The sequence below is a fragment of the Cupriavidus sp. HY129 genome (assembly GCF_059492215.1).
Genome location: NZ_CP083255.1, coordinates 1,932,754 through 1,958,309 on the forward strand (window position 1 = coordinate 1,932,754; position 25,556 = coordinate 1,958,309).

The 25,556-nt window shown below is 64.9% G+C and carries 23 protein-coding genes; 17 read left to right on the forward strand and 6 right to left on the reverse strand.

The window, feature by feature from the left end; all coding sequences use genetic code 11:
- Window positions 1-37 precede the first annotated feature (37 nt).
- A complete protein-coding gene (locus K6G35_RS24995; RefSeq protein WP_008641481.1) occupies window positions 38-955 on the forward strand; it encodes a LysR family transcriptional regulator in 918 nt (305 codons plus the stop codon).
- Here K6G35_RS24995 and K6G35_RS25000 read toward each other — a convergent pair whose 3' ends face one another.
- Window positions 956-1,831 carry a LysR family transcriptional regulator gene (locus K6G35_RS25000; RefSeq protein ID WP_040010824.1) on the reverse strand — a complete coding sequence of 292 codons (876 nt, stop codon included), beginning with the start codon at window positions 1,829-1,831 and terminating at the stop codon, window positions 956-958. It abuts the gene before it with no gap.
- Window positions 1,832-2,005: 174 nt separating this feature from the next.
- Between K6G35_RS25000 and K6G35_RS25005 the strand changes: the two genes are divergently transcribed.
- The 4 genes from K6G35_RS25005 to pcaD are packed head-to-tail and all read left to right on the forward strand — an operon-like array spanning window position 2,006 to window position 5,245.
- Entirely contained in the window at window positions 2,006-3,130 is a 1,125-nt protein-coding gene (locus K6G35_RS25005) for a muconate/chloromuconate family cycloisomerase (protein WP_008641478.1), read from the forward strand.
- 53 nt (window positions 3,131-3,183) lie between these two features.
- Window positions 3,184-3,462, forward strand: a complete 279-nt coding sequence (gene catC, locus K6G35_RS25010) for a muconolactone Delta-isomerase (RefSeq protein ID WP_008641477.1) — start codon at window positions 3,184-3,186, stop codon at window positions 3,460-3,462.
- 30 nt (window positions 3,463-3,492) lie between these two features.
- On the forward strand, window positions 3,493-4,479 hold the full coding sequence (locus tag K6G35_RS25015) for a tripartite tricarboxylate transporter substrate binding protein (RefSeq protein ID WP_008641475.1): 987 nt from the start codon (window positions 3,493-3,495) through the stop codon (window positions 4,477-4,479).
- On the forward strand, window positions 4,469-5,245 hold the full coding sequence (gene pcaD / locus K6G35_RS25020) for a 3-oxoadipate enol-lactonase (protein ID WP_495676505.1): 777 nt from the start codon (window positions 4,469-4,471) through the stop codon (window positions 5,243-5,245). The genes K6G35_RS25015 and pcaD overlap by 11 nt, the downstream gene beginning before the upstream one ends.
- Window positions 5,246-5,312: 67 nt before the next feature.
- On the opposite strand, the gene K6G35_RS25025 is transcribed toward pcaD, so the two are convergent.
- The 3 genes from K6G35_RS25025 to K6G35_RS25035 all read right to left on the reverse strand — a co-directional run bounded on the left by K6G35_RS25025 (window position 5,313) and on the right by K6G35_RS25035 (window position 7,541).
- Entirely contained in the window at window positions 5,313-6,395 is a 1,083-nt protein-coding gene (locus tag K6G35_RS25025; RefSeq protein ID WP_008641465.1) for a calcium:cation antiporter, read from the reverse strand.
- A gap of 117 nt (window positions 6,396-6,512) precedes the next feature.
- Window positions 6,513-6,710, reverse strand: coding sequence for a hypothetical protein (locus K6G35_RS25030; protein ID WP_008641463.1), 198 nt, complete (start codon window positions 6,708-6,710; stop codon window positions 6,513-6,515).
- Window positions 6,711-6,827: 117 nt separating this feature from the next.
- Window positions 6,828-7,541: an SOS response-associated peptidase gene (locus K6G35_RS25035; RefSeq protein ID WP_495676506.1), complete on the reverse strand. Its 714-nt coding sequence runs from the start codon at window positions 7,539-7,541 to the stop codon at window positions 6,828-6,830.
- 231 nt (window positions 7,542-7,772) lie between these two features.
- On the opposite strand from K6G35_RS25035, the gene K6G35_RS25040 reads away from it, so the two are divergent.
- Window positions 7,773-8,504 carry a BON domain-containing protein gene (locus K6G35_RS25040; RefSeq protein ID WP_017511240.1) on the forward strand — a complete coding sequence of 244 codons (732 nt, stop codon included), beginning with the start codon at window positions 7,773-7,775 and terminating at the stop codon, window positions 8,502-8,504.
- A gap of 28 nt (window positions 8,505-8,532) precedes the next feature.
- On the opposite strand, the gene K6G35_RS25045 is transcribed toward K6G35_RS25040, so the two are convergent.
- On the reverse strand, window positions 8,533-9,618 hold the full coding sequence (locus K6G35_RS25045; protein WP_286881283.1) for a GlxA family transcriptional regulator: 1,086 nt from the start codon (window positions 9,616-9,618) through the stop codon (window positions 8,533-8,535).
- Window positions 9,619-9,783: 165 nt separating this feature from the next.
- Between K6G35_RS25045 and K6G35_RS25050 the strand changes: the two genes are divergently transcribed.
- Entirely contained in the window at window positions 9,784-11,037 is a 1,254-nt protein-coding gene (locus K6G35_RS25050) for a M20/M25/M40 family metallo-hydrolase (protein WP_008641457.1), read from the forward strand.
- A 70-nt stretch (window positions 11,038-11,107) separates the two neighbouring features.
- Here K6G35_RS25050 and K6G35_RS25055 read toward each other — a convergent pair whose 3' ends face one another.
- Complete coding sequence (locus K6G35_RS25055; protein ID WP_008641456.1) at window positions 11,108-12,034, reverse strand: LysR family transcriptional regulator; 927 nt, start codon at window positions 12,032-12,034, stop codon at window positions 11,108-11,110.
- Between the two features lie 372 nt (window positions 12,035-12,406).
- Here K6G35_RS25055 and K6G35_RS25060 point away from each other — a divergent pair, with 372 nt between their 5' ends.
- The 10 genes from K6G35_RS25060 (at window position 12,407) to K6G35_RS25105 (ending at window position 25,508) form a co-directional block, all read left to right on the forward strand.
- Window positions 12,407-13,282 (forward strand): alpha/beta hydrolase, encoded by an 876-nt coding sequence (locus tag K6G35_RS25060; RefSeq protein WP_008641455.1) that lies wholly within the window; start codon window positions 12,407-12,409, stop codon window positions 13,280-13,282.
- A 211-nt stretch (window positions 13,283-13,493) separates the two neighbouring features.
- Complete coding sequence (locus K6G35_RS25065) at window positions 13,494-14,729, forward strand: efflux RND transporter periplasmic adaptor subunit (protein ID WP_495676507.1); 1,236 nt, start codon at window positions 13,494-13,496, stop codon at window positions 14,727-14,729.
- 106 nt (window positions 14,730-14,835) lie between these two features.
- The gene (locus K6G35_RS25070; RefSeq protein ID WP_008641450.1) at window positions 14,836-18,027 is read left to right on the forward strand and encodes an efflux RND transporter permease subunit; all 3,192 of its coding nucleotides are present in this window, start codon (window positions 14,836-14,838) and stop codon (window positions 18,025-18,027) included.
- Window positions 18,028-18,038: 11 nt separating this feature from the next.
- Window positions 18,039-19,520 (forward strand): efflux transporter outer membrane subunit, encoded by a 1,482-nt coding sequence (locus K6G35_RS25075; RefSeq protein WP_035883801.1) that lies wholly within the window; start codon window positions 18,039-18,041, stop codon window positions 19,518-19,520.
- A gap of 150 nt (window positions 19,521-19,670) precedes the next feature.
- The gene (locus K6G35_RS25080; protein ID WP_008641448.1) at window positions 19,671-20,066 is read left to right on the forward strand and encodes a hypothetical protein; all 396 of its coding nucleotides are present in this window, start codon (window positions 19,671-19,673) and stop codon (window positions 20,064-20,066) included.
- 56 nt (window positions 20,067-20,122) lie between these two features.
- The gene (locus tag K6G35_RS25085; RefSeq protein ID WP_008641447.1) at window positions 20,123-20,587 is read left to right on the forward strand and encodes a DUF2127 domain-containing protein; all 465 of its coding nucleotides are present in this window, start codon (window positions 20,123-20,125) and stop codon (window positions 20,585-20,587) included.
- A gap of 102 nt (window positions 20,588-20,689) precedes the next feature.
- Complete coding sequence (locus K6G35_RS25090; RefSeq protein ID WP_186425907.1) at window positions 20,690-20,980, forward strand: antibiotic biosynthesis monooxygenase family protein; 291 nt, start codon at window positions 20,690-20,692, stop codon at window positions 20,978-20,980.
- A 25-nt stretch (window positions 20,981-21,005) separates the two neighbouring features.
- Window positions 21,006-21,638 carry a CDP-alcohol phosphatidyltransferase family protein gene (locus tag K6G35_RS25095; protein WP_495676508.1) on the forward strand — a complete coding sequence of 211 codons (633 nt, stop codon included), beginning with the start codon at window positions 21,006-21,008 and terminating at the stop codon, window positions 21,636-21,638.
- A 191-nt stretch (window positions 21,639-21,829) separates the two neighbouring features.
- Window positions 21,830-24,244: an acylase gene (locus tag K6G35_RS25100; protein WP_495676509.1), complete on the forward strand. Its 2,415-nt coding sequence runs from the start codon at window positions 21,830-21,832 to the stop codon at window positions 24,242-24,244.
- Between the two features lie 148 nt (window positions 24,245-24,392).
- Complete coding sequence (locus K6G35_RS25105; RefSeq protein ID WP_035883800.1) at window positions 24,393-25,508, forward strand: NADH:flavin oxidoreductase/NADH oxidase; 1,116 nt, start codon at window positions 24,393-24,395, stop codon at window positions 25,506-25,508.
- Window positions 25,509-25,556: the final 48 nt, after the last annotated feature.

Genomic DNA, 25,556 nt, shown 5'->3' on the forward strand with positions numbered 1-25,556 from the left:
TGATTGAGTATCCGGACGATACCTGTGAGGTATAGCGTTGGAATTGAGACATTTGAGGTACTTCGTGGCCGTGGCCGAGGAGCGCAACTTCACGCGCGCCGCGGAGCGGCTGCATATCGCCCAGCCCCCGCTGTCGCGCCAGATCCAGCAACTGGAGGAGTCGCTGGGCGTGTTGCTGTTCGAGCGCAACGCCCGGCCGCTCAAGCTGACCGATACCGGGCGCTTCTTCTACACCCACGCCCTGCAACTGCTGGCGCAGACCACCGAACTTGAGGCGATGATGCGCCGGGTTGGCAAGATCGAACGGGCGATGTCGATCGGCTTCGTGGGCTCCACGCTCTACGGCATGTTGCCGCGCATCATCCGCCGCTTCCGGACCGAACACGCCGAGATCGAACTGACGCTGCACGAGATGTCGACGATGGACCAGATCAAGGCACTCAAGGAAGGGCGCATCGATGTGGGCTTTGGCCGCATCCGGCACGAAGACCCGGCCGTCCGCCGTGTGGTGCTGCGCGAGGAACGCATGATTGTGGCCTTGCCGGTGGGGCATCCGCTGTCGATCGGCAGGAAGATGCTGGCGTTGCCGGATCTGCTCGAAGATACGCTGATCATCTTCCCGAAGGCGCCACGCCCGAGTTTTGCCGACCAGGTGCTGGCGGCGTTTCACGACCGCGCGTTGCGTCCGGGCCGCATCCATGAGGTGCGCGAGTTGCAGATCGCGCTGGGGTTGGTGGCGATGGGTGAGGGCATCTCAGTGGTACCCAGCAGCGTTTACGGCCTCAAGCGTGACGATGTGACCTACGTTGAGCTTGATGATGCGAAGCTGGTGTCGCCGATCATCATGAGCATGCGCACACTGGACGAATCCGAGGACCTGCGTGCGATGCTGGACATGATCTACCGGCTCTACGAGGAAATCGGCATGGAGTACATTCCGCCGGCCCAGGAGTGACTACGCTTGCTGCAGGACCCATGCGATCGCGCGGGCCAGGTACGGCGAGGTGTCGCCCGAGCGGTAGCTCATGATCACGGGTGAGACGAAGCCCGGAGCGTTGATCGGCACATAGCGCACATCGTCACGATGCAGGCGCTGCACCGAGGACGGCACGAGCGTGATACCTAGCCCGGCGGCGACGAGGCCGAGCGCAGTCTGCAGTTCGTTGGCCTCCTGCACCACGCGGGGCTGCAACCCTTGGCCGCGGAACAGCGACAGCACATGATCGGCGTAGCTTGGCCGTGGCCGGGCAGGATAGAGGATCAGCGGCTGTCGGGCCAGCGCGTCGGCATCGAAAGGAGCGCTGGGGGTGGGCGCCGTGCCCGGGATCGCCGCCACCAGCGATTCGGCCATCACCACCTGCTGGACGATCGCCGGGTCGTTGAACGTGAGACGCCCGAAGGCCAGATCGATCCGCCCGGACTTGAGCGCTTCGAGTTGCTGTACCGTGATCATCTCGGTCAGGCCGACCTCCACCTGGCTATCGTCGCCACGCAGTTCGCGGATCAGCTCCGGCAGCACCCCGTACAGCACCGACGGCACGAAGCCGATGCCGAACCAGCGCTTTTCGTTGCGGCCGATGCGCCGCGTGCTCTCCAGCGTCTCCTCCAGTCGCTGCGTCAGTTGCAGCGACTGCTCGAGCAGGAAACGGCCCGCTTCGGTCAGCCTCAGGCCCCGCCCGACACGATCGAACAACGCCACGCCGACTTCTTCCTCGAACTGGCGGATTTGTCGGGAAAGTGGCGGTTGTGCCATATGAAGCCTTTCGGCCGCCCGTGTCACGTTGAGTTCCTGGGCAACCGTCTGGAAGTAGCGGAGGTGGCGGAGTTCCATGGTGATGGCGATCACGGTGGGTGTTTCCTCTCTCCCGCAGGAAGGAGAGAGGCGAGAATCCTGACATACCGAAAAGGTATGGAATGAGACATCTTCGGTCTTGGACGCCTAGCAAGTCAAGGTACATACTCCGTGCACGAGACTAATTTGCATGGAAAAGGTATGACAGCGGGTATGACAGCGACGATTTCTTCCATCGAGGCCATTCTGGTCGATCTGCCCACGATCCGGGCGCATCAGTTGGCCATGGCCACGATGCAGCAGCAGACGCTGGTGATCGTGCGGCTGCGCTGCAGCGACGGGATCGAGGGCATCGGTGAGGCCACTACCATCGGCGGCCTGTCATACGGCGACGAAAGTCCCGAGGGCATCAAGCTGACGATCGATACCTACCTGGCGCCGGCACTGGTCGGTCAGGACGCCACCAATGTCCACGCCGCGATGGCGCGCCTGAACAAGGTCGCGCGCGGCAACCGGTTTGCCAAGTCGGCGCTGGAATCGGCCATGCTCGACGCGCAGGGCAAGCGTCTGGACGTGCCGCTGGCCACGCTGCTGGGTGGCGCGGTGCGCGACACGCTGCCGGTGCTCTGGACACTGGCCAGCGGCGATACCGCACGCGATATCGAGGAAGCTGAGCGCTTCCTGGGGGAACGCCGCCACAACACGTTCAAACTCAAGATCGGTCGCCGCAGCGTGCGTGAGGACGTGGCGCATGTCTCGGCGATCAAGCGCGCGCTGGGCGATCGCGCCCGCGTGACGGTGGACGTGAACCAGGCCTGGAACGAAGCCGATGCCGCCACCGGCATTGCCATGCTCGAAGCGGCCGGCATCGACCTGATCGAACAACCGACGCCGCGCGAGCAACGCACGGCGCTGGCGCGTCTGGCCGCCCGTTTCGTGGTGCCGATCATGGCCGACGAAGCCGTGACGGGCCCCGAGGATGCAATGGAACTGGCACGCCTGGGCGCCGCCGATGTGTTTGCGCTGAAGATCGCCAAGTCCGGTGGCATCTTCGGCATGTTGCGGACTGCGGCCGTGGGCGATGCGGCAGGTATCGCGCTCTACGGTGGCACGATGCTCGAAGGCAGCGTCGGCACGATCGCCGCGGCGCACGGCTTCTGCACGCTGCCGCAACTGGCATGGGGCACGGAATTGTTCGGCCCGCTGCTGGTGAAGGACGATATCGTTGTCGAGCGCCCTGTGTTCAAGGACTTCTCGCTGCATCTGCCGCAGGGTCCGGGGCTGGGTCTGGCAATCGACGAAGACAAGCTTGCGCACTATCGTCGCAAGTCCGCCTGATTGGCTGATCGGCCCACCACCTAACCGCATCCTTCAAGAACAAGGAGACCCCAATGCTGTTTCTCGTCAGGATGGACGTTCAGATTCCGCATGATTTGCCGGCTGCCGAGGCCGACGAGATCAAGGCACGCGAGAAGGCTTACTCGCAAGACTTGCAGCGCCAGGGAAAATGGCAGGCGCTGTACCGCGTGGTGGGCGAGTACGCCAACTACAGCCTGTTCGACGTGGAGTCGAACGATGAACTGCACACGCTGCTGTCGGCGCTGCCGCTGTTCCCGTACATGAAGATCCACGTCACGCCACTGGCCAAGCACCCGTCGTCGATCCGCTGATCGGCGCGCTCACAAGAAGGAATGGAGACAATGAAGTCCTTGCTGCAACGGTCGAACGTTCTGTCGGCCGCCCTCGCTGCCACGATGCTGTTCGCGGCCGCCGCCCCCGCACACGCGGCCTATCCTGACCACCCGATCCGCTGGATCGTGCCGTTCCCGGCCGGCGGCGCGATGGACAACATCGCCCGCACGCTGGGCGAAGACATGTCGAAGACGCTTGGCCAAGCGATCGTGGTCGAAAACCGTCCCGGCGCGGGCGGAAACATCGGCGCCGAAATGGTGGCCCGCTCGCCGGCAGACGGCTACACGCTGATCATCGTTGCCAACGGCATGGCCGTGAACCCCGCGCTGTACGGCAAGCTCAGCTACGACCCGGTCAAGGATTTCGCGCCGGTGTCGCTGCTGGCCGTGGTGCCCAACGTGCTGGTGGCCAACAAGGCCAAGACGCCAGTCAAGACCGTGGCCGAAGTCATCGCGAGCGCCAAGGCCAGGCCGGGCAAGTACACGTATGCGTCGGCCGGCAACGGTACGTCGATCCACCTGGCAGGCGAACTGTTCACGTCGATGGCCCATGTGGACATGCTCCATATCCCGTACAAGGGATCGGGCCCTGCGATGACCGATCTGCTCGGTGGTCAGGTGGACTACATGTTCGACAGCATCACCTCGGCCAAGCCGCATATCGACAGCGGCAAGCTGACCGCGATCGCCGTCACCACCAGCAAGCGGTCGTCGGCATTGCCCAATGTACCGACGGTGGCCGAAGCGGGGCTGCCTGGCTATGAATTGTCGCCGTGGTTCGCGGCATTCGTGCCGGCCAAGACGCCGCAGCCCGTCATCGACACGCTGAACAAGGCCATGCTCGATGCCCTGAAGAAGCCGTCCGTGCAGCAGCGCCTGGCAGGCATCGGCGCCGAGCCGATCGGCAGCACGCCAGCCGCGCTGAAGGACCACCTGGCCAAGGAAACAGCCAAGTGGGGCACGCTCATTCGCGAGAAGGGCATTCATGCCGACTGAACCGACGCGCAGGCTCCATTACGTGATTGAGGGCGCCGCCGACAAGCCGGTGCTGGTGATGTCCAATTCTCTGGGCACCACGCTCGACATGTGGGGGCCGCAGATGGCGGCGCTGACCGCGCACTACCGGGTGCTGCGCTATGACACGCGCGGCCACGGGCGTTCAGCCTTGCCATCGTCGTCGTTCGGGATGCGCGAACTTGCTGAAGACGTGATCGCGATCATGGATCATGCCGGCATCGAGCGCGCGCATTTCTGTGGTCTGTCGATGGGTGGCATGACGGGCATGTATCTGGCGCGCCATCACACGGGGCGTTTCGGACGATTTGTGCTGGCGAACACCGCCGCGCTGATCGGCCCGGAGTCGGTGTGGAACACCCGGATCGAAACCGTGCGGCGCGATGGCATGGCGGCTATCGTCAACGGCGTGCTGGCTCGTTGGTTCACCGATCACTACGTGCTCACGCGTCGCGACGAGTACGAGCCGGTGCGGCGGATGCTGACGGGTACCAGCGCCGAAGGCTATGTTGCCAACTGCGCGGCCGTGCGCGACACCGATCTGCGTGGATTGCTGCCGGGTGTTCAGGCGCCGGTGCTGGTGATTGCCGGCGAGCAGGACCTGGCCACTACCGCGGCCCAGGGCCAGGAGGTCGTCCGGGCGATTCCGGGCGCGGAGTATCTGGAGCTGGCTGGCGCTCACCTGTCCAACTGGGAACTGCCCGAGGCGTTTGGGAATGCCGTGATCGGATTCCTGCGGCAGAAGTAAACCGTCGCGTTTCGCCCCGCTTCCATATATGGGAGTGGGGCGAAAGACCGTACCGAAGACCGTACCGTTACGGAACGATCGTCAGGAACAGATACGCGGCGAAGATCACCATGTGCACCACGCCCTGGAGGATCGTGGTCCGTCCCATGCCCAGCGTCAGCGAGGCGACGATCATGGTCAGGAACAGCAGGACCATTTCCTTGGGGCCGAGCCCGAGTTCAAGCGGCCGGCTGAGCATGATGAACACGGCCGCCACGGTCGGAATCGTCAGGCCGATACTGGCCAGCGCGGAACCGAGCGCAAGGTTGAGGCTGGTCTGAATCCGGTCCGAACGTGCCGCGCGCAACGCGGCCAGCCCTTCAGGCAGCAGCACCAGCGCTGCAATCACCACACCCACCACGGCAGGAGGCAGCCCAGCACCCAATACGGCCGCTTCCACCGATGGGGACAGCAGCTTGGCCAGCGCCACCACGGCCACCAGGCAGACGACCAGCAGCACGCCACTGACTACCGCGACGCGCACCGGAGGCGGCGGCGCATGCTCGTTCTCGTCGCTGCTGCCTTCCACCAGGAAGTAGTCGCGGTGCCGCACCGTCTGCACGAACACGAAGCTGCCATAGAGCACCAGCGACATGGCGCCCGCGAAGGCGAGTTGCGACGGGGACAGCATGGGGCCCGGCGTTGAACTGGTGAAGTTGGGGAGCACCATGGTCAGGCCGAGCAGGGCAACCAGGATGGCCATCGCGGCATTGGCGCCGGGCGCCTGAAACGCCTGTTCGCGGTGATGCAGGCCGCCGACGAACAGGCAGACCCCGACGATCCCGTTGCAGATGATCATGACCGCCGCGAACACCGTGTCACGGGCGAGGCCGGCCTTTTCCGGCCCGGACGACAGCATCACCGACACGATCAGCGCCACTTCGATCACCGTCACGGCAATCGCAAGCACCAAGGTGCCGAATGGCTCGCCGACCTTGTGGGCGACGACCTCGGCATGGTGCACTGCGGAAAATACCGCGCCCGCCAGGGCCACGGCCATCACCGCGATCATCCACGACTGTCCCGTCAATAGAAGGCCCAGGCCGAACGCTGCCCAGGCAGCCAGCGGGGACCAGACGGTCCAAGCCGGCAGCTTGTTGGAAGTTGCCATCCCTTGTGTTCCTTTCTTTTTGTGGCGTGCAGAAGCACAGCGTGCACGCCAGACGGCGCGCGCGCAAGAGATATTCTGGCAACGAAGGGCGGCCACAGTTCCCGGCCGGGGCGAGTATCAGTCGCGCGGCAGTGGACGGGTAGCGGTGTCGAGTACTTCCGGGCCGGTGGCTGCTGGCTTGTTTCCCGGCGATTTCCTGGGCGGATCGAGGTTACTGTCCCGCAGGGCAGGATGATGGAGATAGATCCAGCGCGCGGCGATGATCACCGCGATGAGGAACGCAAGACCGTAACCGACAAAAGTGACCGAATTCATATTGTTCTGACCTGTTGGACAGCTCTGATGGCTGGTGCGGGCCAGTATGGTCAGGTACGGCTACATCCGACACCCTCACTCAGTAGGGCGCTCGCATCACCCGTTTGGGCGATGGCATCAGGGGGTGGAACCCTCGCCGGGGCCGTCCACGTCTTTCGACGCGCGGGCAGTCTTGTCTGTTGTCACTCTCACAATGGGATCTGGCGCGGTTGCCATGCTTTCCGCGGGGTAAAGACGCAGGAAGCTGCGGGCCAGCTCCGGGTTGCGGCAATGCAGCCAGTCGTCCCAGTCGGACGCCGGGACGATCACGATCGAGCGTTTTTCGGCGCCCGGCCGGTGCATCCGGCGCAACACTGGATGGGTCTCCGCGTTGACCGTGAGCATCGTGAAGGACAGGGTCTGGTCGGGCCACGTCCGCCAGAGCCCGGCGATGCCGAAGGCGGGGGCGTCGGGTAGCCAGATCTTCCAGCGCTCCGCCTTGCCCGGGTGCTCGGGCGTGCCGTCCTCGGGGTACGCATATTCGTAGAACGCGCTCGCGGGTACCAGGCAAAGCTGACCGTGCCGCCAGGCAGGCGCGAACGTGGGCTTTTCGCCGACGGTCTCGCTGCGTGCGTTGGTCGTATCGTAGCGGCGGCCACCGGGTGGGGTACGCTTGCGCGGCACCATGCCGAAGGTGGCCAATGCGCACTGTCGTGGTCCGTCCGGGGCGGCGTGGACGATCGGCGCGGCGTAGTCGGGCCAGGTTTCCTGCGGGTAGATCCCCGGAGGTGGCTCCACACCGAAGATTTCACGCAGGATTCGCTGCTGGACGGGGGCGTAGTTCGTGCACATGCGGGCGCTCCTGAGAGCCGGTCTGCCGCGTATCGTCCACGCTAAGGTGTCACGGGTCAATATGCGCGCGCCATACGCGTGGTGATGCGCGGTGATGCGGCGGGGCGCTTCCTATAATGCCTAGGCGGACGCGGGGACTTCCGCCGGATGTCCCCGGCCGACGCGCTACACGTGCTTGCAGGCAGGGGCACGCATCCCACCATCTCCACGCCAAATGGGGAGATTGACATCATGCATAGTAGCGAAGCGGTGCTGACGCTGGCACGAGCCGCGTTGGCTCATGTGCCATATCAAGGCCACCATCTCCATCCCACCATCAACCTGCGCCTGTCCGACGGCGCGCTGATTCTCGAAGGCGAAGTTGCCGATATTGTCGACAAGACCCGTACCGCGGCCCAGTTGCGGCGTGTGGACGGCGTCACGATGGTGATCGATCACCTGCGCATTGCCAACGGCGGCACACCGATTGGTGACGGCGAGGTACGTGCGGCGGTCTGCGAGCGACTGCGGAGCGCGATTGATTTCCGGAACTGCAAGATCTGCGCGCGGGTCAAGGGCCAGCTCGAACCCGTGCGCGAAGCGGTGGGTGAGCGCAGCGGCTGGCTGGAGGTCTCCGTGCATGACGGCGCGGTCACGCTCAACGGGCAGGTGATCAGCCTGTCGCACATGCGGCTGGCCGGCGTGCTGGCCTGGTGGTCACGCGGCTGCCGCTGCGTGATCAATGACATCGTGATTGCGCCGGCCGAAGCCGATAGCGACGAGGAGATCTCCGAGGCATTGCGGCTGGTGCTGGAAACCGACCCGTTCGTCGACGCAGCTCGCATCAGTGTGCGTACGGATCGCCGTGTGGTGACGCTCGACGGCTACGCGTCCAGCGATGGCGCGCGCAGGCAAGTCGAACGGGACGCCTGGTATGTGCACGGCGTGGAAAACGTCATCAATCACATCGCCCTGAGCAGTTAACGGTTCCGGCGATTCATCGCGGGACACTTCACGTCTGCGGCGCGGCGCGGCCACGTCGCGCCGCCTGGCCTTCTACACGCCAGTAACGGCGGCGCGTGCGCAACGCAAAGCGCGTGCGGTACTCCGACATCGACATCTGCATGGCGCGCTGAAACAGCCGCCGGAACGCCGCGGCATCGCTGTAGCCGCACGCTTCGGCGATGGCCTGCGTGCCGTGCAGCGTGACTTCGAGCAACATGCGCGCGCGTTCCACGCGCAGCCGGTGCAGGTAGTCGAGCGGCGTCTGCCCGGTGACCTGCCGAAAATGGCGCAGCAGCGTCCGCTCGCTGACGGCTGCCGCCTCGGCCACGGCGCCAAGCCGGTATGGCTCGTCGACGTGGGCCTGAAGCCAGCCAATGGCGCGATACACCGGGCTGTCCGTGGTTTTACCGAGCCAGCGTTGCGAAACCAGTTCCGGCACCCATTGCTGGCGTTCCTGCTGATAGAGCAGCAAGCGCGAGACGGTCTGCGCGAGGTCGGGGTCGTGCAGATGGCCCAGCACGCGAAGCATGAATTCGGTCAACAGCGCCGGGGCGACGCAATGGAACACGCGCTCGTGCAGGCCTATCGGCTCGTCCGAAGACAGGTCGCAACCCGGGAATCGCTGTGCCAGCGAGCTCTGGAACATCCATGGCGCCCCGCATCGCGCGCCGTCGAGCAGGCCCAGCGCAAGCGGGTAAACCATGCCCGAGTAGATGGCAGCCAGCCAGCCCCCTGCGTCCACATGACGCGCGATCGTACGTTGCGTGACGGTATCGTTCGTGACCATCTCGCTCAGATGCGGCGCGCTGTGGGCCATCAGCCCGGGCACGATCATCAGCGTCCGGCCATGGCGCTGGCCACGCCGGGCGGGTACCGCCTGCAGGCCAGGCAGCGGCGCGGGCAGTGCCCGGCCATTGCCTCCGATGATTTCCCACGTCAGCAGATTCGATTCGCCAGGCCGCTGCAATTGGGCGACGCCGGCCGCCGTGCGCAGCACGTCGAGCGCGCCGAACAGCGTGCCGGGCATCGCATCGGGCAGCCATAGCAGCTTGACGTGCAGGGGGTGATTGGACGTGGTAGCGGGATCGGCCATGCGTGGGGGCGAGAAGGACGAGAAGGACGAAAAAGGGAGAAAGAAGGGGAAAGGCGAGGAGCGAACGGGCTGTGGCGGGATCGGCTTTGGGAATGGCGATATTGAGCCTCCCCGCGAGATATCGCAAGGGCTACATTTGAGGCTTCCATCAGAACAGGAGACGTCATGCTGCTTTCCCTTCGCCACCTTGCCATCGCCGCTGCTGCTGCCGTGGTCTGCAATGCCGCCGTGGCTGCCGGCGCCGATACCGGGTTGCTCGATGCCGCGCGATCCGCCCAGCCGGCCGTGGTGCAGTCCCTCAAGGACATGGTGTCGATAGAGTCGGGCAGCGCCAATATCGAAGGGCTCGACCGCATGGCGGACTACACGTCGAAGCGGCTCCAGGCGTTGGGCGCCAAGGTGGAGCGTGTGCCGGCAAGCTCGGGCAAGAGCCCGATCGTCAAGGCGACGCTGACCGGTACGGGCAAGCGCAAGATCATGTTGATTGCCCATATGGATACGGTCTATCCGGCCGGTATCCTCAAGACGCAGCCGATCCGTGAGGACGGCAACCGCCTCTACGGTCCCGGCATCGCCGACGACAAGGGCGGCATTGCGGTGGTCCTGCATTCGCTGGAAATCCTCAAGGCGCAAGGATGGAAGGACTACGCGCAACTGACCGTGCTGTTCAACGCCGACGAGGAAGTCGGTTCGGGCGGATCGGGCGAAACGATTGCGGCGCTGGCCGATCAGCAGGACGTGGTGCTGTCCTGCGAGCCGAACGTGGCCAAGTCTGTCGCCAAGTCGGAGTCGCTGCTGCTGGGCGCTGCCGGCACGGCGACTGCAACGATGCAGGTCAAGGGCCGCTCGTCGCACGCCGGCGCGGCGCCGGAGTTGGGTCGCAATGCGCTGATCGAACTGGCCTATCAGTTGCAGCAGACGCGTGATGTGGCCAAGTCGGTGCCCGGCTCTCAACTGAACTGGACCATGGCCAAGGGCGGCGACGTGGGCAACCAGATCCCCGAGTTGGCCAGTGCGTATGGCGATGTGCGTGTCACGGCCAATGGTGCCGCGCAGAAGCTGCAGACCGCGCTGCAGGAGAAGGTCAACGCGGGTCACCTGGTTCCCGATACGCAGACCACGGTGACGATGGAAGAGGGCCGGCCCGCCTATGTGGCTGACGCCCGCGCGAAGGACCTGGCCAAACGCGCGCAGCAGGTCTATGCGGAACTCGACGGCCGCTCGCTGCTGCTGATCCCCGGCACGGGTGGCGGCACGGACGCTGGCTATGCGGGGCGGTCGGGCAAGGCGGTGGTGCTGGAGAGCTTCGGCCTGTCTGGCTTCGGCTACCACGCTCGCGACGAATACGTGGAGCTCGATTCGATCGTGCCCCGTCTGTATCTGATGACGCGGATGCTGCAGGAGATCGGAAAGAACTGAGCGTATCGAATGCTGCGGCAAGGTTCCCTCTCCCGTGCTAACGGGAGAGGGAACAAGCAGGCGGTGACAACTACGCCGCCACCGCCTGCGGGGCCGCGCCGAAATGCGGATGGCGCGAGAACAGTTCCGCCGCCCAGTTCACGAAGACCCGCACCTTGGCCGACAGATGCCGGTTCTGCGGGTACATCGCCGAGATCGGCAATTCATCCGTCTGCCAGTCGCTCATCACCTCGACCAACCGGCCGCTGTTGACGTACGGTTCGGCCATCGCGCGCGAGATGCGGGCGATGCCATGGCCTTCGAGCGCGCAGGCCATGTAGACATCGGCATCGTTAGTCGAAATGGCCGATGGCAGCAACACCTCGGTGCGTTCGCCGCCGCGCGACAACGGCCAGGGCATTTCACGGCCGGTGCGGTTGGACAGGAAGTTGACCGCCTTGTGCTGTGCCAGCTCGGTCAGATTCTGCGGCGTGCCAACGCGACGCAGATAGATCGGCGACGCATAGAACGCCAGCTTCAACTGACCGATACGTCGCGCCACCATCGACTCGTCGAGCGCACCCACGCGCAGCACCACGTCCACGCCTTCCTTGAGCAGATCGATCGGCTTGCCATTGATGGTCAGCTCGAGCTTCAGGTCCGGATAGGCTTTGAAGAAGTCGTGCAGGTGCGGCAGCAGCACCATCTGCGCGAGCCCGCTCGTGGTGTCGACGCATAGCGTGCCGCGCGGCGAGTTGTTGTGTCGCGTAAGCGATTGTTCCGCTTCCTCGACGTCGGCCAGGATACGGACGCAGCGTTCGTAATAGGCAGCGCCATCGGTCGTCACGCTGATGCGGCGCGTTGTCCGATGCAGCAGCTTGACGCCCAGATGGGTTTCCAGATTCTGGATCAGGCGGGTGAGGGTGGCCTTTGGCAGGTCTAATGACTCCGCCGCACGCGCAAAGCTGCCGACATCCACCACCCGCGTGAATGCCTGCATGGAAACAAGACGATCCATGATTGAGAAGCTTTCGAAAGAAGTACGAGCTAGCTTGCGTTCAGAAGGATGTCTGGCGGGAATGGGTCCGCTGCATGTCAAGTGCGCGGCCTGGGTTTGCTGCCGGCGGTCCGCCAGTGGAGGCCGGAGCGGGGACGGGTGGAGCCTGGGGGCGTGGTGGACGCGCATGTTTCCCCAAACTGCGCGGCACCAAAGGACCGGAGTGAATCACATTTTGGGTGACCTTGCCAAGCATGTGGTTTCACTTCAGCGATTATTCCAACTCAGAAATAGTGCGTTGGCAATAGCTCGCTTTATCCCATCATCGTCAATCACCATAATTCGGTGCATCGCAACACAGTATCGACGACCCATGCCGGTCGCCTGAACGCCATGACCAAGACCACCACAGCCCGTAGTTCCGCCGTGCAACCGGCCGCAGAACAGGGCGAACCGTACGTGGTGCAGCATATGGTCGTCAGTGGCGATCGGGAGATCAAGGTCTGCGTGTGTTACCCCGCAGGTTATTGGCCGTTGAGCGCAGGCTCGGCAACCTTGCCATGGCTGGTGTATCTCCATGCCGGTGGTTTTGTCGAAGGTGACGTCGAGGCAGCCAAGGAACTGGCGCGGGATCTGGCGGAGTCGGTCCCGGCCGTGGTGGTGACGCCGGGATACTCGCTGGCGCCCGAAAATCCGTTCCCGGCTGCGCCCGAGGACGCCGTGGCCACCGTGACGTGGGTACTGAAGCAGGCGAAAAAGCTCAAGGTCGACAAGCTGCGCTTCGCGCTGGTCGGCGAAGAGGCGGGCGGGAACCTGGCGATTGCCACGGCGCAGATGCTGCGGGATCGCGGCCTGCCGCAGCCGGCGGGCCAGTGGCTGATCCGCCCCGTTACGGACCCGTGCCTGTCGGCGATGTCTTCGACGCGTCAGGTGCCGATGGAAATGCTGCGCCGCCTGGCCTGCAACTATCGCGAATACCTGCCGACACCGGCCGACAGCGTGCACCCGTACGCGGCGCCGGCGCTGGCATCGCGGATGTCCGGCCTGCCTGCCACGCTGGTGCAGGTGGCGGAACAAGACGCCTTGCGTGCCGAAGGTGAAGCCTTCGCCGCGAAGCTGGCCAAGGCCGGAATATCGGCCAGGGCCCTGATCATGCCCGGCGCCTGCGGCGACGGGGTGGAACAGTCCCATGAGAAGTGTCAGGCATGGGTCGAAGAAGGTGCGCGGTTCCTGCGCGATTGTTTCGCAAAGGCCGACGACGCCTCGTAACCGGTCCGAACACCGGCCGATACCGGGAGCATGACGGTATCGGATTCAACGGCCAGCGCCCTTTGAGGCTGGCAGCAGCAATCCCGTCCTGACCGGACGGGAACACCCCCGTATTCCCGATTTCCGGGCCACTCGGCTCGGCGGGCGGCGTTCGGCCTCGATTTTTGCTTTTCCAGTTGAAGAAACCCGACGAATCACGGAGTGAAGAAAAATGAATCAACAGTCTCGACGCACGCTGATTGCGATTGCCATCGTGGCAATCCTGGGCACCGGCGTGGCAACCTCGGTTCTGCGTCCCTGGCACGGCGGGGAAGCACAGGCCAATACTCCGCCGCCGGCACCGGCGGTGGAAGTGTCCGCGGCGATCGGCAAGACCATTACCGAATGGGATGAATTCTCCGGCCGCATCGAAGCGGTGGACCGTGTGGAGATCCGTCCGCGTGTTTCCGGCACGATCGAAACCGTGCACTTCCGCGAGGGTTCGATCGTGAAGAAGGGCGATCCGTTGTTCACGATCGATCCGCGTCCGTATGCCGCCGAAGTGGCACGTGCCGAAGCCGCCTTGGCAGCGGCGCAGGTACGCGCGTCACTTGCGCAGACCGAGAAAGCCCGCGCCCAGCGCCTGCTGGACGACAACGCGATCTCGCGCCGCGAGTTCGATGAGCGGATCAACGCCGCCAGCGAGATGTCGGCCGACGTGCGCGGCGCACAGGCGGCGCTGGAAGTGGCGAAGCTGAACCTGAGCTACACGCGCATCGTCGCGCCGGTGTCGGGCAAGGTGTCGCGCGCAGAGATCACGGTGGGCAACCTGGTGGCCGCCGGCGCGGCGTCCCCGGCGCTGACCACGGTGGTGTCCGTGTCGCCGGTGTACGCGAGCTTCGACGTCGACGAGCAGAGCTACCTGCGCTACACGGCGCCGGGCGCCAGCGGCGGCAAGAATGATCTGCCGGTGTTCCTGGGGCTGGCCAACGAGGACAACACCCCGCACGAAGGCAAAATCCACTCGGTGGACAACCGGCTGGATACGCGCAGCGGCACGATCCGCGTGCGGGCGATCTTCGCCAATGAAGATGGCCGCCTGCTGCCGGGCCTGTACGCGAAGATCAAGCTCGGTGGCGGCACGCCGCATCCGGCTGTGCTGATCAACGATCGCGCCATCGGCACGGACCAGGGCAAGAAGTTCGTGCTCGTGGTGGATCAGGCCAACAAGCTCACGTATCGCGAAGTCGAACTCGGGCCGACGTATGAAGGGCTGCGTGTGATCCGCAAGGGCTTGAAGCCGGGCGAGAGCATCGTCGTCAATGGCCTGATGCGTGTGCGGCCAGGCGACACCGTTGCGCCGAAGCCGGTATCGATGGCCTTCCGCAGCGAGCTCGAACCGCGAGGCAACGCGCCGGACCGCAAGCAGGCAGCGGAAGAGAAGGCCGAGAAGCCCAACGTGAGCTAAGCAACCCAGTCTAGCCAGACACAGACAATTTCCCCCCTTCGTGGCATCGAATGGCGTCCGCTTGCGAGCGGACCGCCAGGGGGGGGCTGTTTTCGCCGAGACCAAGATGAATCTCTCGAAATTCTTTATCGACCGCCCCATTTTCGCGGGTGTGCTATCGGTGCTGATCTTCCTGATCGGCGCCATATCGATGTTCAAGTTGCCGATCTCGGAGTACCCGGAAGTGGTGCCGCCGTCGGTGGTGGTGCGCGCGCAGTTCCCGGGCGCCAACCCGAAGGTGATCGCCGAGACCGTGGCCACGCCGCTGGAAGAGCAGATCAACGGCGTCGAGGACATGCTCTACATGAACTCGCAGGCCAACAGCGACGGCACGCTGACGCTGACGGTGACCTTCAAGCTGGGCACGGACCCGGACAAGGCCCAGCAGCTCGTGCAGAACCGCGTCTCGCAGGCCGAGCCGCGCCTGCCCGAGGACGTGCGCCGCCTGGGCATCACCACGGTCAAGAGCTCGCCTGACCTGACCATGGTGGTGCACCTGGTCTCGCCGAACAATCGCTATGACATGACGTATCTGCGCAACTACGCGCTGATTAACGTCAAGGACCGCCTGGCGCGTATCCAGGGCGTCGGTCAGGTGCAGATGTTCGGCTCGGGCGACTACTCGATGCGTGTGTGGTTGAACCCCGACAAGATCGCCGAGCGCCATCTGGCGGCCTCGGACGTGGTCAAGGCCATCCGCGAGCAGAACGTGCAGGTGGCAGCCGGCGTGATCGGACAGTCGCCCTCGCTGCCGGGCACCGATCTGCAACTGTCGGTCAACGCGCAGGGCCGTCTGCAGACGGTGGAAGAGTTTGGCGACATCATCGTCAACACCTCGCCGGACGGCGCGGTGACGTACCTCAAGGACATCGCCCGCGTAGAGCTGGGTGCCTCCGAGTACGCACTGCGTTCGCTGCTCGACAACAAGTCCGCCGTGGCGCTGCCGATCTTCCAGGCGCCGGGGTCGAACGCGATCCAGATCTCGGACGATGTGCGCAAGACGATGGCCGAGCTGAAGGCGAACATGCCGGAGGGCGTGGACTACAGCATCGTCTATGACCCGACCCAGTTCGTGCGCCACAGTATCGAGGCGGTGACGCACACGCTGTTCGAGGCCATCGCGCTGGTGGTGCTGGTGGTGATCCTGTTCCTGCAGACCTGGCGCGCGTCGATCATTCCGCTGCTGGCCGTGCCGGTGTCGATCGTCGGCACGTTCGGGCTGATGCACGCGTTCGGGTTCTCGATCAACGCGCTGAGCCTGTTCGGTCTGGTGTTGGCAATCGGTATCGTGGTGGACGATGCGATCGTGGTGGTGGAGAACGTCGAGCGGAATATCGAGGAAGGGTTGTCGCCGAAGGAAGCCACGTACAAGGCCATGCGCGAGGTAAGCGGCCCGATCATCGCCATCGCGCTGACGCTGATCGCCGTGTTCGTGCCGCTGGCATTCATGACTGGCCTGACCGGGCAGTTCTACAAGCAGTTCGCGCTGACGATCTCGATCTCGACGATCATCTCGGCGTTCAACTCGCTGACGCTTTCGCCCGCGCTGTCCGCGCTGCTGCTCAAGAGCCACGACGCGCCGAAGGATTGGCTGACGCGCGCCATGGACAAGGTGCTCGGCAAGTTCTTCGTCCGCTTCAACCAGTTCTTCCGCCGCAGCTCGGACAACTATGGCCGGGGCGTGAAGGGTGTGATTCGTCGCAAGGGCTCGGTGTTCGGCGTGTACGCGCTGATGCTGGTGGCAACCTGGGGCGTGTTCCAGATGGTGCCGAAGGGCTTCGTGCCGGCGCAGGACAAGCAGTACCTGGTGAGCTTCGCCAAGCTGCCTGACGGCGCGACGCTGGATCGCACGGAAGACGTGATCCGCCGCATGTCGGATATCGCGCTCAAGCATCCGGGCGTGGAGTCGGCGGTGGCATTCCCGGGCCTGTCGATCAACGGCTTCACCAACAGCCCGAGCGCCGGCATCGTGTTCGTCACGCTCGATCCGTTCGACAAGCGCAAGAGCAAGGAGCTGTCTGGCAATGCGATCGCGGCCGATCTGAACAAGCAGTACGGCTCGATCCAGGACGCCTTCATCGCGGTGTTCCCGCCCCCGCCGGTGCAGGGCCTGGGTACGATCGGCGGTTTCAAGATGATGATCGAAGACCGCGCCGCGCTGGGCTATGACGAACTGTTCAATGCGACCAACGCGTTCATGACCAAGGCGCGCGCCACGCCCGAACTGGCCGGCATCTTCAGCAACTATCAGGTGAACGTGCCGCAGCTCGACGTGAAACTGGACCGCACCAAGGCCAAGCAACTCGGCGTGCCCGTGACCGACGTCTTCGACACGCTCCAGACCTACCTCGGCTCGGCGTACGTCAACGACTTCAACAAGTTTGGTCGCACGTACCAGGTCAAGGTGCAGGCCGATGCGCAGTTCCGCCAGCATGCAGAGGACATCCTGCAACTGAAGACGCGCAACGTGAGTGGCGAGATGGTGCCGCTGTCGTCGCTGGTGCAGGTCAAGCAGAGCTTCGGCCCCGACAGTGTGATCCGCTACAACGGCTTCACGGCTGCCGATATGAATGGTGGTCCGGCTCCTGGCTTTTCGTCGGGTCAGGCGCAGGCCGCCGCCGAGCGGATCGCCGCGGAGACGCTGCCCAAGGGTATCGGCTTCGAGTGGACCGAGCTGACGTACCAGGACATCCTGGCCGGCAATGCGGGCGTCTGGATCTTCCCGCTGTGCGTGTTGCTGGTGTTCCTGGTGCTGGCCGCCCAGTACGAAAGCCTGACGCTGCCGCTGGCGGTGATCCTGATCGTGCCGCTGAGCCTGCTGGCCGCCATGACCGGTGTGTGGCTGACCCGTGGCGACAACAACATCTTCACGCAGATCGGTTTCATCGTGCTGGTGGGGCTATCCGCGAAGAACGCGATCCTGATCGTCGAGTTCGCGCGTGAGCTGGAGCATCACGGCCGTACGGTGGTGCAGGCCGCGATCGAGGCCAGCCGCCTGCGTCTGCGCCCGATCCTGATGACGTCGTTCGCTTTCATCATGGGTGTAGTGCCGCTGGTGGTGTCCACCGGCGCCGGCGCGGAAATGCGCCATGCGATGGGCGTGGCCGTGTTCGCGGGGATGCTGGGGGTGACGTTCTTCGGCCTGTTCCTGACGCCGGTCTTCTATGTGGCGCTGCGTTTGCTGGCCACGCGTGGCCAGCGCCGGAAGGTGGCTGAGCAGCCTGCAACGGCGTCGCAGCCGGTGGTATCGGCAGAATAAGGGTGAACAAAATGAATAACGCAATGAAGCTGGTCTTGCCGAAGCTGGGTATGCTGGCCGCCGCGCTGGTGCTGGCGGGCTGCTCGCTGGCGCCGACTTACAAGGTGCCCGAGACGCCCACCGCATCGACGTTCAAGGAAGCCGAAGCCGCCGCTGCGGAAGGCGCGCAATGGAAGACAGCGACACCGGCCGAGGGCCAGCATCGCGGTGAATGGTGGAAGGTCTTCGGCGACGCCGATCTCGATCGCCTGATCGACGCGGCCAACACCTATAACCAGGACCTCGCTGCGGCTGCGGCGCGCCTGAAGCAGGCGCGTGCCTTCACGGGGGCGACCGAGGCGGACCTGTACCCGCAATTGAGCGCGGGGTTCAGCCCGACGCGCGCGCAGCTTTCGGCAGCCTCGCAAGGCTTGCCCGATGGCACGCGGGTGCCGCCGCAGACCGTGTACCAGGCGCGTCTGATCGCCAACTACGAGCTTGATCTCTTCGGCCGCGTGGCCAACAGCGTCAATGCAGCACGCGCCGACGAGCAGGGCGCCGAAGACCTGTATCGCTCGGTGCAGCTCGCGCTGCAGGCCGATACGGCGCAGGCGTACTTCGCGCTGCGCACGCTCGATAGCGACCGGGATCTGCTCAACGCGACGATCAAGCTGCGCGAGGACGCGCTGACGCTGCTGCGCAAGCGCTACGAGGCGGGCGAAACCACCGATCTCGATCCGGCCCGCGCCGAGGCCGAGCTTGGCACGGCCCGCGCCGATCTGGCTGGGATCGAGCGCCGTCGTGCCAACCAGGAGCACGCGCTGGCCGTCCTGACCGGAGTGTCGCCGTCGCAGTTCGCGCTGGCGGCGCGGCCGTTCGACACGCCGCCGGTTGCGGTTCCCGCCGGCTTGCCGTCGGAACTGCTCGAACGTCGCCCCGATATCGCCGCGGCGGAACGCCAGATGGCGGCTGCCAACGCGCGGATCGGTGTGGCAAAGGCGGCGTTCTTCCCACGCATCTCGCTGACGGCACTGTTCGGCTTTGAGTCGTCGGATATCTCGAACCTGTTCAAGTGGTCGTCGCGCGCATGGTTGCTTGGGCCGCTGGTGGGTTCCACCGTTGCCCAGACCGTGTTCGACGGTGGCCGCAACAGCTCGAACCTGGCCGGCGCGCGCGCGGCGCACGAGGAAAGCGTGGCGCGATATCGCCAGACCGTGCTGGTGGCGTTCCGCGAGGTAGAGGACAGCCTGGCCGACGTACGCTGGCTGAGCCAGCAGGGCACGGCGCTGGACAGTGCATTGGCCGGCGCGAAGCGCGCGCAGCGCACTTCGCGCAGTCGCTATGACGCGGGCGCGGTGGACTACCTCACTGTGATCGACGCCGACCGCACGGTGCTGCAATCGCAACGCGATGCCAATGCGGTGGCCGGGCTGCGGGCGGCGGCAACGGTGTCGCTCGTGCGTAGCCTCGGTGGCGGTTGGGGCCCTCTGCCGGAGAATGTGGCGAAGAACTGAGAGCCGTACGCCGCAGGTAACATTTGGCGGCAATTTCACGCTGGCGTGGCGTTTCCGGAGCACTACACTGGAAACGTCGCGCCAGCTTTCGTTTGGAGGGCCCATATGCGACATCGAACAAGATCACATAGCGGTACGAATCCGCTTGCGATGGCGGTCGCCGTTGTCGCCGTTGCCGCCGTTGCATTTGGCATGACGGTGTCATGGCCCGCCGACGCGCAGCCGGCGAACACTGGCCCGATCATCGTCGGCGGATCGGCGCGGGTCGAAGGGCCGGCCACCATCATGGGCACGCTCCGCGTTGACGGCAACGTCTTCGCCAATGGCCCGCTCACCGCAGACTGGTTTGCCTCGCCTGGCGGCTATGGCCGCCCTTCCTCCCAGGGCTTGCTCAAGGTGTTCCATGGTCCGCTGACCGTGCAGGGGCCAATGGCGGTGCACGGCGACCTATACGTCAACGGCCCCTTGACCGTGAATGGCGCCCTGGAGGCCGCCGGCAATATCAACGCAAACGGACCGATGGTCGAACGGCAGGGCGGACGCTAGCGCCGCCGCCCGGATGACAGCACAATGGCGGCTTCGCACATTTCATCGATTCCGCCATGGCTCACTCCGGCTCGCCACTGGGGCTCAAGGGTATTGCACTGTTCGAAGCCGCCAAGGGGGCGCTCGTCATCCTGGCCGGTGTCGGCCTGATGGCGCTGCTGCACCATGATGCGCAGGAAATCGCCGAGACCATCATCCGGCGGATACACATCAATCCCGCCAGCCACTATCCCACCATCTTCCTGTCCTTGCTGGCGAACCCAGGCGATGGCCGTCTCTGGGCCATCGGCGGGTCCGCGTTCGTCTACGCGCTGATGCGGTTTGCCGAGGCCTATGGCCTGTGGCGGGGGCTGGCGTGGGGTAACTGGATCGGTGTCTGGTCCGGTGCCATCTATATTCCAGTGGAGCTTTACGAGGCGATCCGGCATCCCACATGGCTGCACGGCGGCCTGGCCATTGCGAATGCGCTGGTGGTCGTTTATCTTGCGCAAGGCCTGGCCCGGCACAAGGTCAGTGGCTGAGCCAGCCATGCGAATCTGCTAAGGTAGACGCCATGTGGCGCACGCCGGCGCCGCGCACCGTATCAGACTCCCGTCGACGAAGAACCTGAAGAGAGACCCATCATGATTCACGAAATCGCCCAGATCACCATCAAGCCCGGCATGGAAGCCCAGTTCGAGGCCGGCGTGGCGCAAGCCAAGCCGCTGTTCCTGCGCGCCCGCGGCTGCCACGGCCTGAACCTGCAGCGTTCGATCGAGGAGCCGTCGCGCTACACGCTGGTGGTGGCATGGGAGACCGTGGAAGACCATATGGTCCATTTCCGTGAGTCGGACGACTTCCAGGCCTGGCGCAAGCTCGTGGGGGACTGCTTCGTCGCGCCGCCGCAGGTGCATCACGTTAATACCGTCATCTGATCACTGCTTCAACCGGACCGATTCCATGTCGACGCCTCAACCGCGCCCCCGGCATTTCTCGATGCTGCGCGATCTGCAACTGGCCGATTTCTTCACGCTGGCCAACGCGGCGTGCGGCATGGGTTCGGTGTTCTTCGCCATGTTCTTCGTGGCGGAGCCTTCGCTCCGGACCTTCTATATCGCGGCGGCGCTGGCGCCTGCCGCGTTCATCTTCGATGTGCTCGACGGACGCATTGCCCGCTGGCGCCACGCGCATTCGGCGCTCGGCCGGGAGCTCGACTCGCTCTCCGACATCATCTCGTTCGGCGTCGGCCCGGCCACGCTGGCGTTTGCGGCCGGCATGCGCGGCGGCTGGGATCTGGTGGCGCTGATCTACTTCGTCTGCTGCGGCGTGAGCCGTCTTGCCCGATTCAATGTCACCGCCGAGTCGATGGCCGAGGGCACCGGCAAGGTCAAATACTTCGAGGGCACACCGATTCCGACCAGTGTCGTGCTGACTGGCGTGCTGGCCTGGTGCGCATCCCAGGGCGGGATCGGCGATGCGCTGTTCGGTGGCGCGTGGGAGATTGGCCCCGGCACGCTGCATCCGATGGCGCTGCTATTCGTGCTGTCGGGCTCGCTGATGATCTCGAAGACCCTCCGCATTCCCAAGTTCTGATCGCCTTTCTCCCGCGCGTGTCGTCAGACCGCTCATGGTGGCGGTAATGGTGTGGCGGTATCGGCACGCCATCTGGCGGGATAGGCTCTATCTGTCACCCCCCGGTTTGCCTGACCATTGCCGATGGCTCGCGGTGCGCGAGATTGCCCGCCGCAGCCACGACAACAACAAAGCAAACAGGAGAGAGACAGATGACCCCACGCATTGCGCGCGGCGCGGTCGTGCTCGGCACGGCCACGCTGGCGGCTGCGGCCTTGAGCGGTTGCGCCACTGGCAACGGTAACTGGAGCGAGCAGGGCCTCAGCGCCGAAATCCGCCGCACGTCCTACGGCATTCCCCACATCCGCGCCAACGACTACGCCAGCGTCGCCTTCGGCATGGCGTACGCCTATGCGCAGGACAACGTCTGCCTGATGGCCAGCCAGGTGGTGACGGTCAGCGGCGAGCGCTCGGCGACGTTCGGGCCGGACGGCACCACCGAGGTGTCCTTCAAGCCGATGCGCAATGCGGACGCCGATGCGTTCTTCCGCGCCATTCTCGACGACGATGCCTTGCAGGTCAGCGCGACAAAGCAATCGCCCGAAGCGCATGAACTGCTGCGTGGCTATATCGCCGGCTACAACCGCTACCTGCGCGATACGCCGCCTTCGCAGCGTCCGGCGGCCTGCCGCGATGCGGCGTGGGTGCGCCCGATCACGGCACTCGACATGGCGCGGCTTGCCGAGGAAAAGAGTATCCAGGCCAGCGCCGGCGCGCTCGCGGCCGGCATCGTCGCGGCAGCGCCGCCACAGGTCACCAAGTCCGCCGCCAAGTCCACCGCGTTGACCGCACGTGTCGATATCGCCGCGATCGATTTCGAGGCGGTGAACCGCGACCTGCAACTGCTCGATCCGCCGATCGGCAGCAATGGCTGGGCGTTTGGCAAGGCTGCCACGGCAGATGGCTCCGGCCTGCTGCTCGGCAACCCGCACTTCCCCTGGACGACCACCAACCGCTTCTATCAGGCGCACCTGACGGTGCCGGGCAAGCTCGACGTCATGGGCGCGTCGATTGCCTCGTTCCCGATCATCAGCATCGGCTTCAACAAGGACGTGGCCTGGACGCATACCGTTTCCACAGCGCGCCGCTTCACGCTGTTCGAGCTGAAGCTGGCCGATGGAGATCCGACCACCTATCTGATCGACGGCAAGCCGCGCAAGATGACCACCAAGACGGTCAGCTATGCGGCAAAGCTGGCTGATGGCCGTACCGAGCAGCGTTCGCATACGTTCTACATGACCGAGTACGGTCCGGTCGTGGCCATGCCGCAGGCAGGGCTGCCGTGGACGGCGCAGAAGGCTTACACGCTGCGGGACGCCAACCAGAACAACACGCGCTCGATCGACACGTGGCTCGATATCGCGCGGGCGCATAACGTGGGCGAGATCCGCACCGCGATCGGCAACCTGGGCATTCCGTGGGTCAACACGATTGCCACCGACCGTTCGGGCCGCGCGATGTTTGCCGATGTCTCGGTTACCCCCAATGTCTCGACCTCGATGCTGGAAAGCTGCGCGCCGGCCGGAGACGGTGCCGTGCTGGCGAAGAAGCTGATGGCCGGCACGGGCATGGTGCTGCTCGACGGCTCGCGTGGTGCCTGCAACTGGACCGTCGACCCGGCGTCACCGGTGCCAGGTCTGGTCCCGCCATCGGCCATGCCGGTGCTGGAACGCGACGACTTTGTGGCCAACAGCAATGACAGCTCGTGGCTGGCGAATCCCGCGCAGAAGATGGAGGGCTTCTCGCCAGTGCTCGGGCCGCAGGCGGTGCCGCAGCGCTTGCGCACGCGTGTTGGCTTGATGGAGATCGGCAAGCGCCTGAACGGTGTGGACGGCCTGCCGGGCAACCGATTCGACATCCAGAACCTGCAGACGGTGCTGTTCCGAGATCGCAATCTGGCTGCAGAGCTTGTGCTGGACGACCTGTTGCGGGCCTGCCGCACCAAGGCTGTTCAGGGCGACAGCGATCTGCGTGACGGGTGCACGGCGCTGGGCAAGTGGGATCGCCGCAGCAATCTGGAAAGCCGGGCCGCGCCGCTGTTCCGCGAGTTCTGGATGCGCGCGCACGTCATTCCGAACGTGTATGCCATCGCCTTCAATCCTGCCGATCCGGTCAATACGCCGCGTGGCCTGCGCATGCAGGACGCCACGGTGAACACGGCCGTGCTGAAGGCGCTCAAGGATGCCGTGGGGGCCATGCGCAAGGCGGGCTTCGCGCTGGATGCCCCGCTTGGCGAGGTGCAGGCCGCGAAGTCGCCCAACGGTCTGATTCCGCTGCACGGTGGGGAGGAGTACGAGGGCGTGCTGAACAAGCTCCAGAGCCAGCCGGTGTCGGCCGACGGTCTGAAGGTGTACTTCGGCACGAGCTATGTGCAGACCGTGGGTTTCGATGCCAATGGGCCGGTGGCGCAGGCGCTGCTGGTCTACGGCCAGTCGATCGACCCAGCTTCGCCCCATGCCTGGGACCAGATGCGGCAGTTCTCGGCCAAGCGCTGGATTTCGCTGCCGTTCTCGGAGCAGGCCATCGCGGCGGATCCGCAACTGAGCGTCACCAAGCTGAGCCAGTGACGTAGCTCGGTGACGTAGCCGTATGCCGGCGGCATAAGGTGATATGGGGGCGGCCAGGGCCGTATCCCATGCCGCCGGCAGGGTCAGCAGGGTTTTTCAGTGGCGACTACAATCGCCCGGACCAGAACACCCCGCAAGGATGGCCCTCATGCCTCATCTCTTCGATCCGTACCGGATCGGCAATCTCGAGCTTGCCAACCGCATCGCCATCGCGCCGATGTGCCAGTACTCGGCACAGGAAGGCAATGCCACCGACTGGCACATGATTCACCTGGGCCAGATGGCGCTGTCCGGAGCGGGCCTGCTTATCATCGAAGCCACCGCGGTTTCGCCTGAAGGCCGCATCACGCCGGCCGACCTTGGCCTGTACAACGATGCCAACGAAGCTGCGCTGGGCCGTGTGCTAGACGCCGTGCGCAACCATTCGCCCATCGCGGTGACCATCCAGCTTGCCCATGCTGGCCGCAAGGCATCGAGCGAAGCGCCGTGGGACGGTGGTGGCCAGATTCGGCCCGACCAGCCGCGAGGCTGGCAGACCTTCGCGCCATCGGCAGTGCCGCATGCGGCGGGAGAAGTCCCGCCGGCCGCGCTCGACAAGGCTGGTATGAAGAAGATTCGCGACGACTTCGTCGCGGCTGCCAAGCGTGCGGCTCGCCTGGGTATCGAAGGCATCGAAGTGCATGGCGCTCACGGCTATCTGCTGCACCAGTTTCTTTCGCCCATCGCCAATCACCGTACGGACGAATACGGTGGCAGCCTCGAGAACCGGATGCGCTTCCCGCTGGAAGTGTTCGAAGCCGTGCGAGAGGCGTTCCCGGCCGAACGTCCGGTCTGGATGCGCGTCTCCGCCACCGACTGGGTGCCGAACGGATGGGACATCGAGGGGACGATCGCGCTATCGCATGAACTGAAGGCGCGTGGCAGTGCGGCGGTGCATGTGAGCACGGGCGGCGTGTCGCCGCAGCAGGCCATCAAGATTGGCCCGGGATACCAGGTGCCTTACGCGCAACGCGTCAAGGCGGAGGTGGGGTTGCCGACGATGGCGGTCGGGCTGATCACCGAGGCCGAACAGGCCGAAGCGATCATCGCCAACAATGAGGCGGACATTATCTCGATCGCCCGCGCGATGCTGTACGACCCGCGCTGGCCGTGGCACGCGGCGGCCAAGCTTGGCGCCAGCGTCAATGCGCCGAAGCAGTATTGGCGCTCGCAGCCGCGCGGGCTGGAAAAGCTGTTCAGGGACGCGCACTTCGGCCAGCGTTGATGAACGGCCGTTGAGCGGCTGGCCGGGAACGTAAAAGCGGGAAGGTAG

Excerpts from the sequence above, each read along its gene's own strand:
- K6G35_RS25000 (WP_040010824.1), bottom strand. The coding sequence starts at position 1,831 with ATGGAACTCCGCCACCTCCGCTACTTCCAGACGGTTGCCCAGGAACTC.
- K6G35_RS25005 (WP_008641478.1), top strand. The coding sequence starts at position 2,006 with ATGACAGCGACGATTTCTTCCATCGAGGCCATTCTGGTCGATCTGCCC.
- catC (WP_008641477.1), top strand. The coding sequence starts at position 3,184 with ATGCTGTTTCTCGTCAGGATGGACGTTCAGATTCCGCATGATTTGCCG.
- K6G35_RS25015 (WP_008641475.1), top strand. The coding sequence starts at position 3,493 with ATGAAGTCCTTGCTGCAACGGTCGAACGTTCTGTCGGCCGCCCTCGCT.
- pcaD (WP_495676505.1), top strand. The coding sequence starts at position 4,469 with ATGCCGACTGAACCGACGCGCAGGCTCCATTACGTGATTGAGGGCGCC.
- K6G35_RS25025 (WP_008641465.1), bottom strand. The coding sequence starts at position 6,395 with ATGGCAACTTCCAACAAGCTGCCGGCTTGGACCGTCTGGTCCCCGCTG.
- K6G35_RS25030 (WP_008641463.1), bottom strand. The coding sequence starts at position 6,710 with ATGAATTCGGTCACTTTTGTCGGTTACGGTCTTGCGTTCCTCATCGCG.
- K6G35_RS25035 (WP_495676506.1), bottom strand. The coding sequence starts at position 7,541 with ATGTGCACGAACTACGCCCCCGTCCAGCAGCGAATCCTGCGTGAAATC.
- K6G35_RS25040 (WP_017511240.1), top strand. The coding sequence starts at position 7,773 with ATGCATAGTAGCGAAGCGGTGCTGACGCTGGCACGAGCCGCGTTGGCT.
- K6G35_RS25045 (WP_286881283.1), bottom strand. The coding sequence starts at position 9,618 with ATGGCCGATCCCGCTACCACGTCCAATCACCCCCTGCACGTCAAGCTG.
- K6G35_RS25050 (WP_008641457.1), top strand. The coding sequence starts at position 9,784 with ATGCTGCTTTCCCTTCGCCACCTTGCCATCGCCGCTGCTGCTGCCGTG.
- K6G35_RS25055 (WP_008641456.1), bottom strand. The coding sequence starts at position 12,034 with ATGGATCGTCTTGTTTCCATGCAGGCATTCACGCGGGTGGTGGATGTC.
- K6G35_RS25060 (WP_008641455.1), top strand. The coding sequence starts at position 12,407 with ATGACCAAGACCACCACAGCCCGTAGTTCCGCCGTGCAACCGGCCGCA.
- K6G35_RS25065 (WP_495676507.1), top strand. The coding sequence starts at position 13,494 with ATGAATCAACAGTCTCGACGCACGCTGATTGCGATTGCCATCGTGGCA.
- K6G35_RS25070 (WP_008641450.1), top strand. The coding sequence starts at position 14,836 with ATGAATCTCTCGAAATTCTTTATCGACCGCCCCATTTTCGCGGGTGTG.
- K6G35_RS25075 (WP_035883801.1), top strand. The coding sequence starts at position 18,039 with ATGAATAACGCAATGAAGCTGGTCTTGCCGAAGCTGGGTATGCTGGCC.
- K6G35_RS25080 (WP_008641448.1), top strand. The coding sequence starts at position 19,671 with ATGGCGGTCGCCGTTGTCGCCGTTGCCGCCGTTGCATTTGGCATGACG.
- K6G35_RS25085 (WP_008641447.1), top strand. The coding sequence starts at position 20,123 with ATGGCTCACTCCGGCTCGCCACTGGGGCTCAAGGGTATTGCACTGTTC.
- K6G35_RS25090 (WP_186425907.1), top strand. The coding sequence starts at position 20,690 with ATGATTCACGAAATCGCCCAGATCACCATCAAGCCCGGCATGGAAGCC.
- K6G35_RS25095 (WP_495676508.1), top strand. The coding sequence starts at position 21,006 with ATGTCGACGCCTCAACCGCGCCCCCGGCATTTCTCGATGCTGCGCGAT.
- K6G35_RS25100 (WP_495676509.1), top strand. The coding sequence starts at position 21,830 with ATGACCCCACGCATTGCGCGCGGCGCGGTCGTGCTCGGCACGGCCACG.
- K6G35_RS25105 (WP_035883800.1), top strand. The coding sequence starts at position 24,393 with ATGCCTCATCTCTTCGATCCGTACCGGATCGGCAATCTCGAGCTTGCC.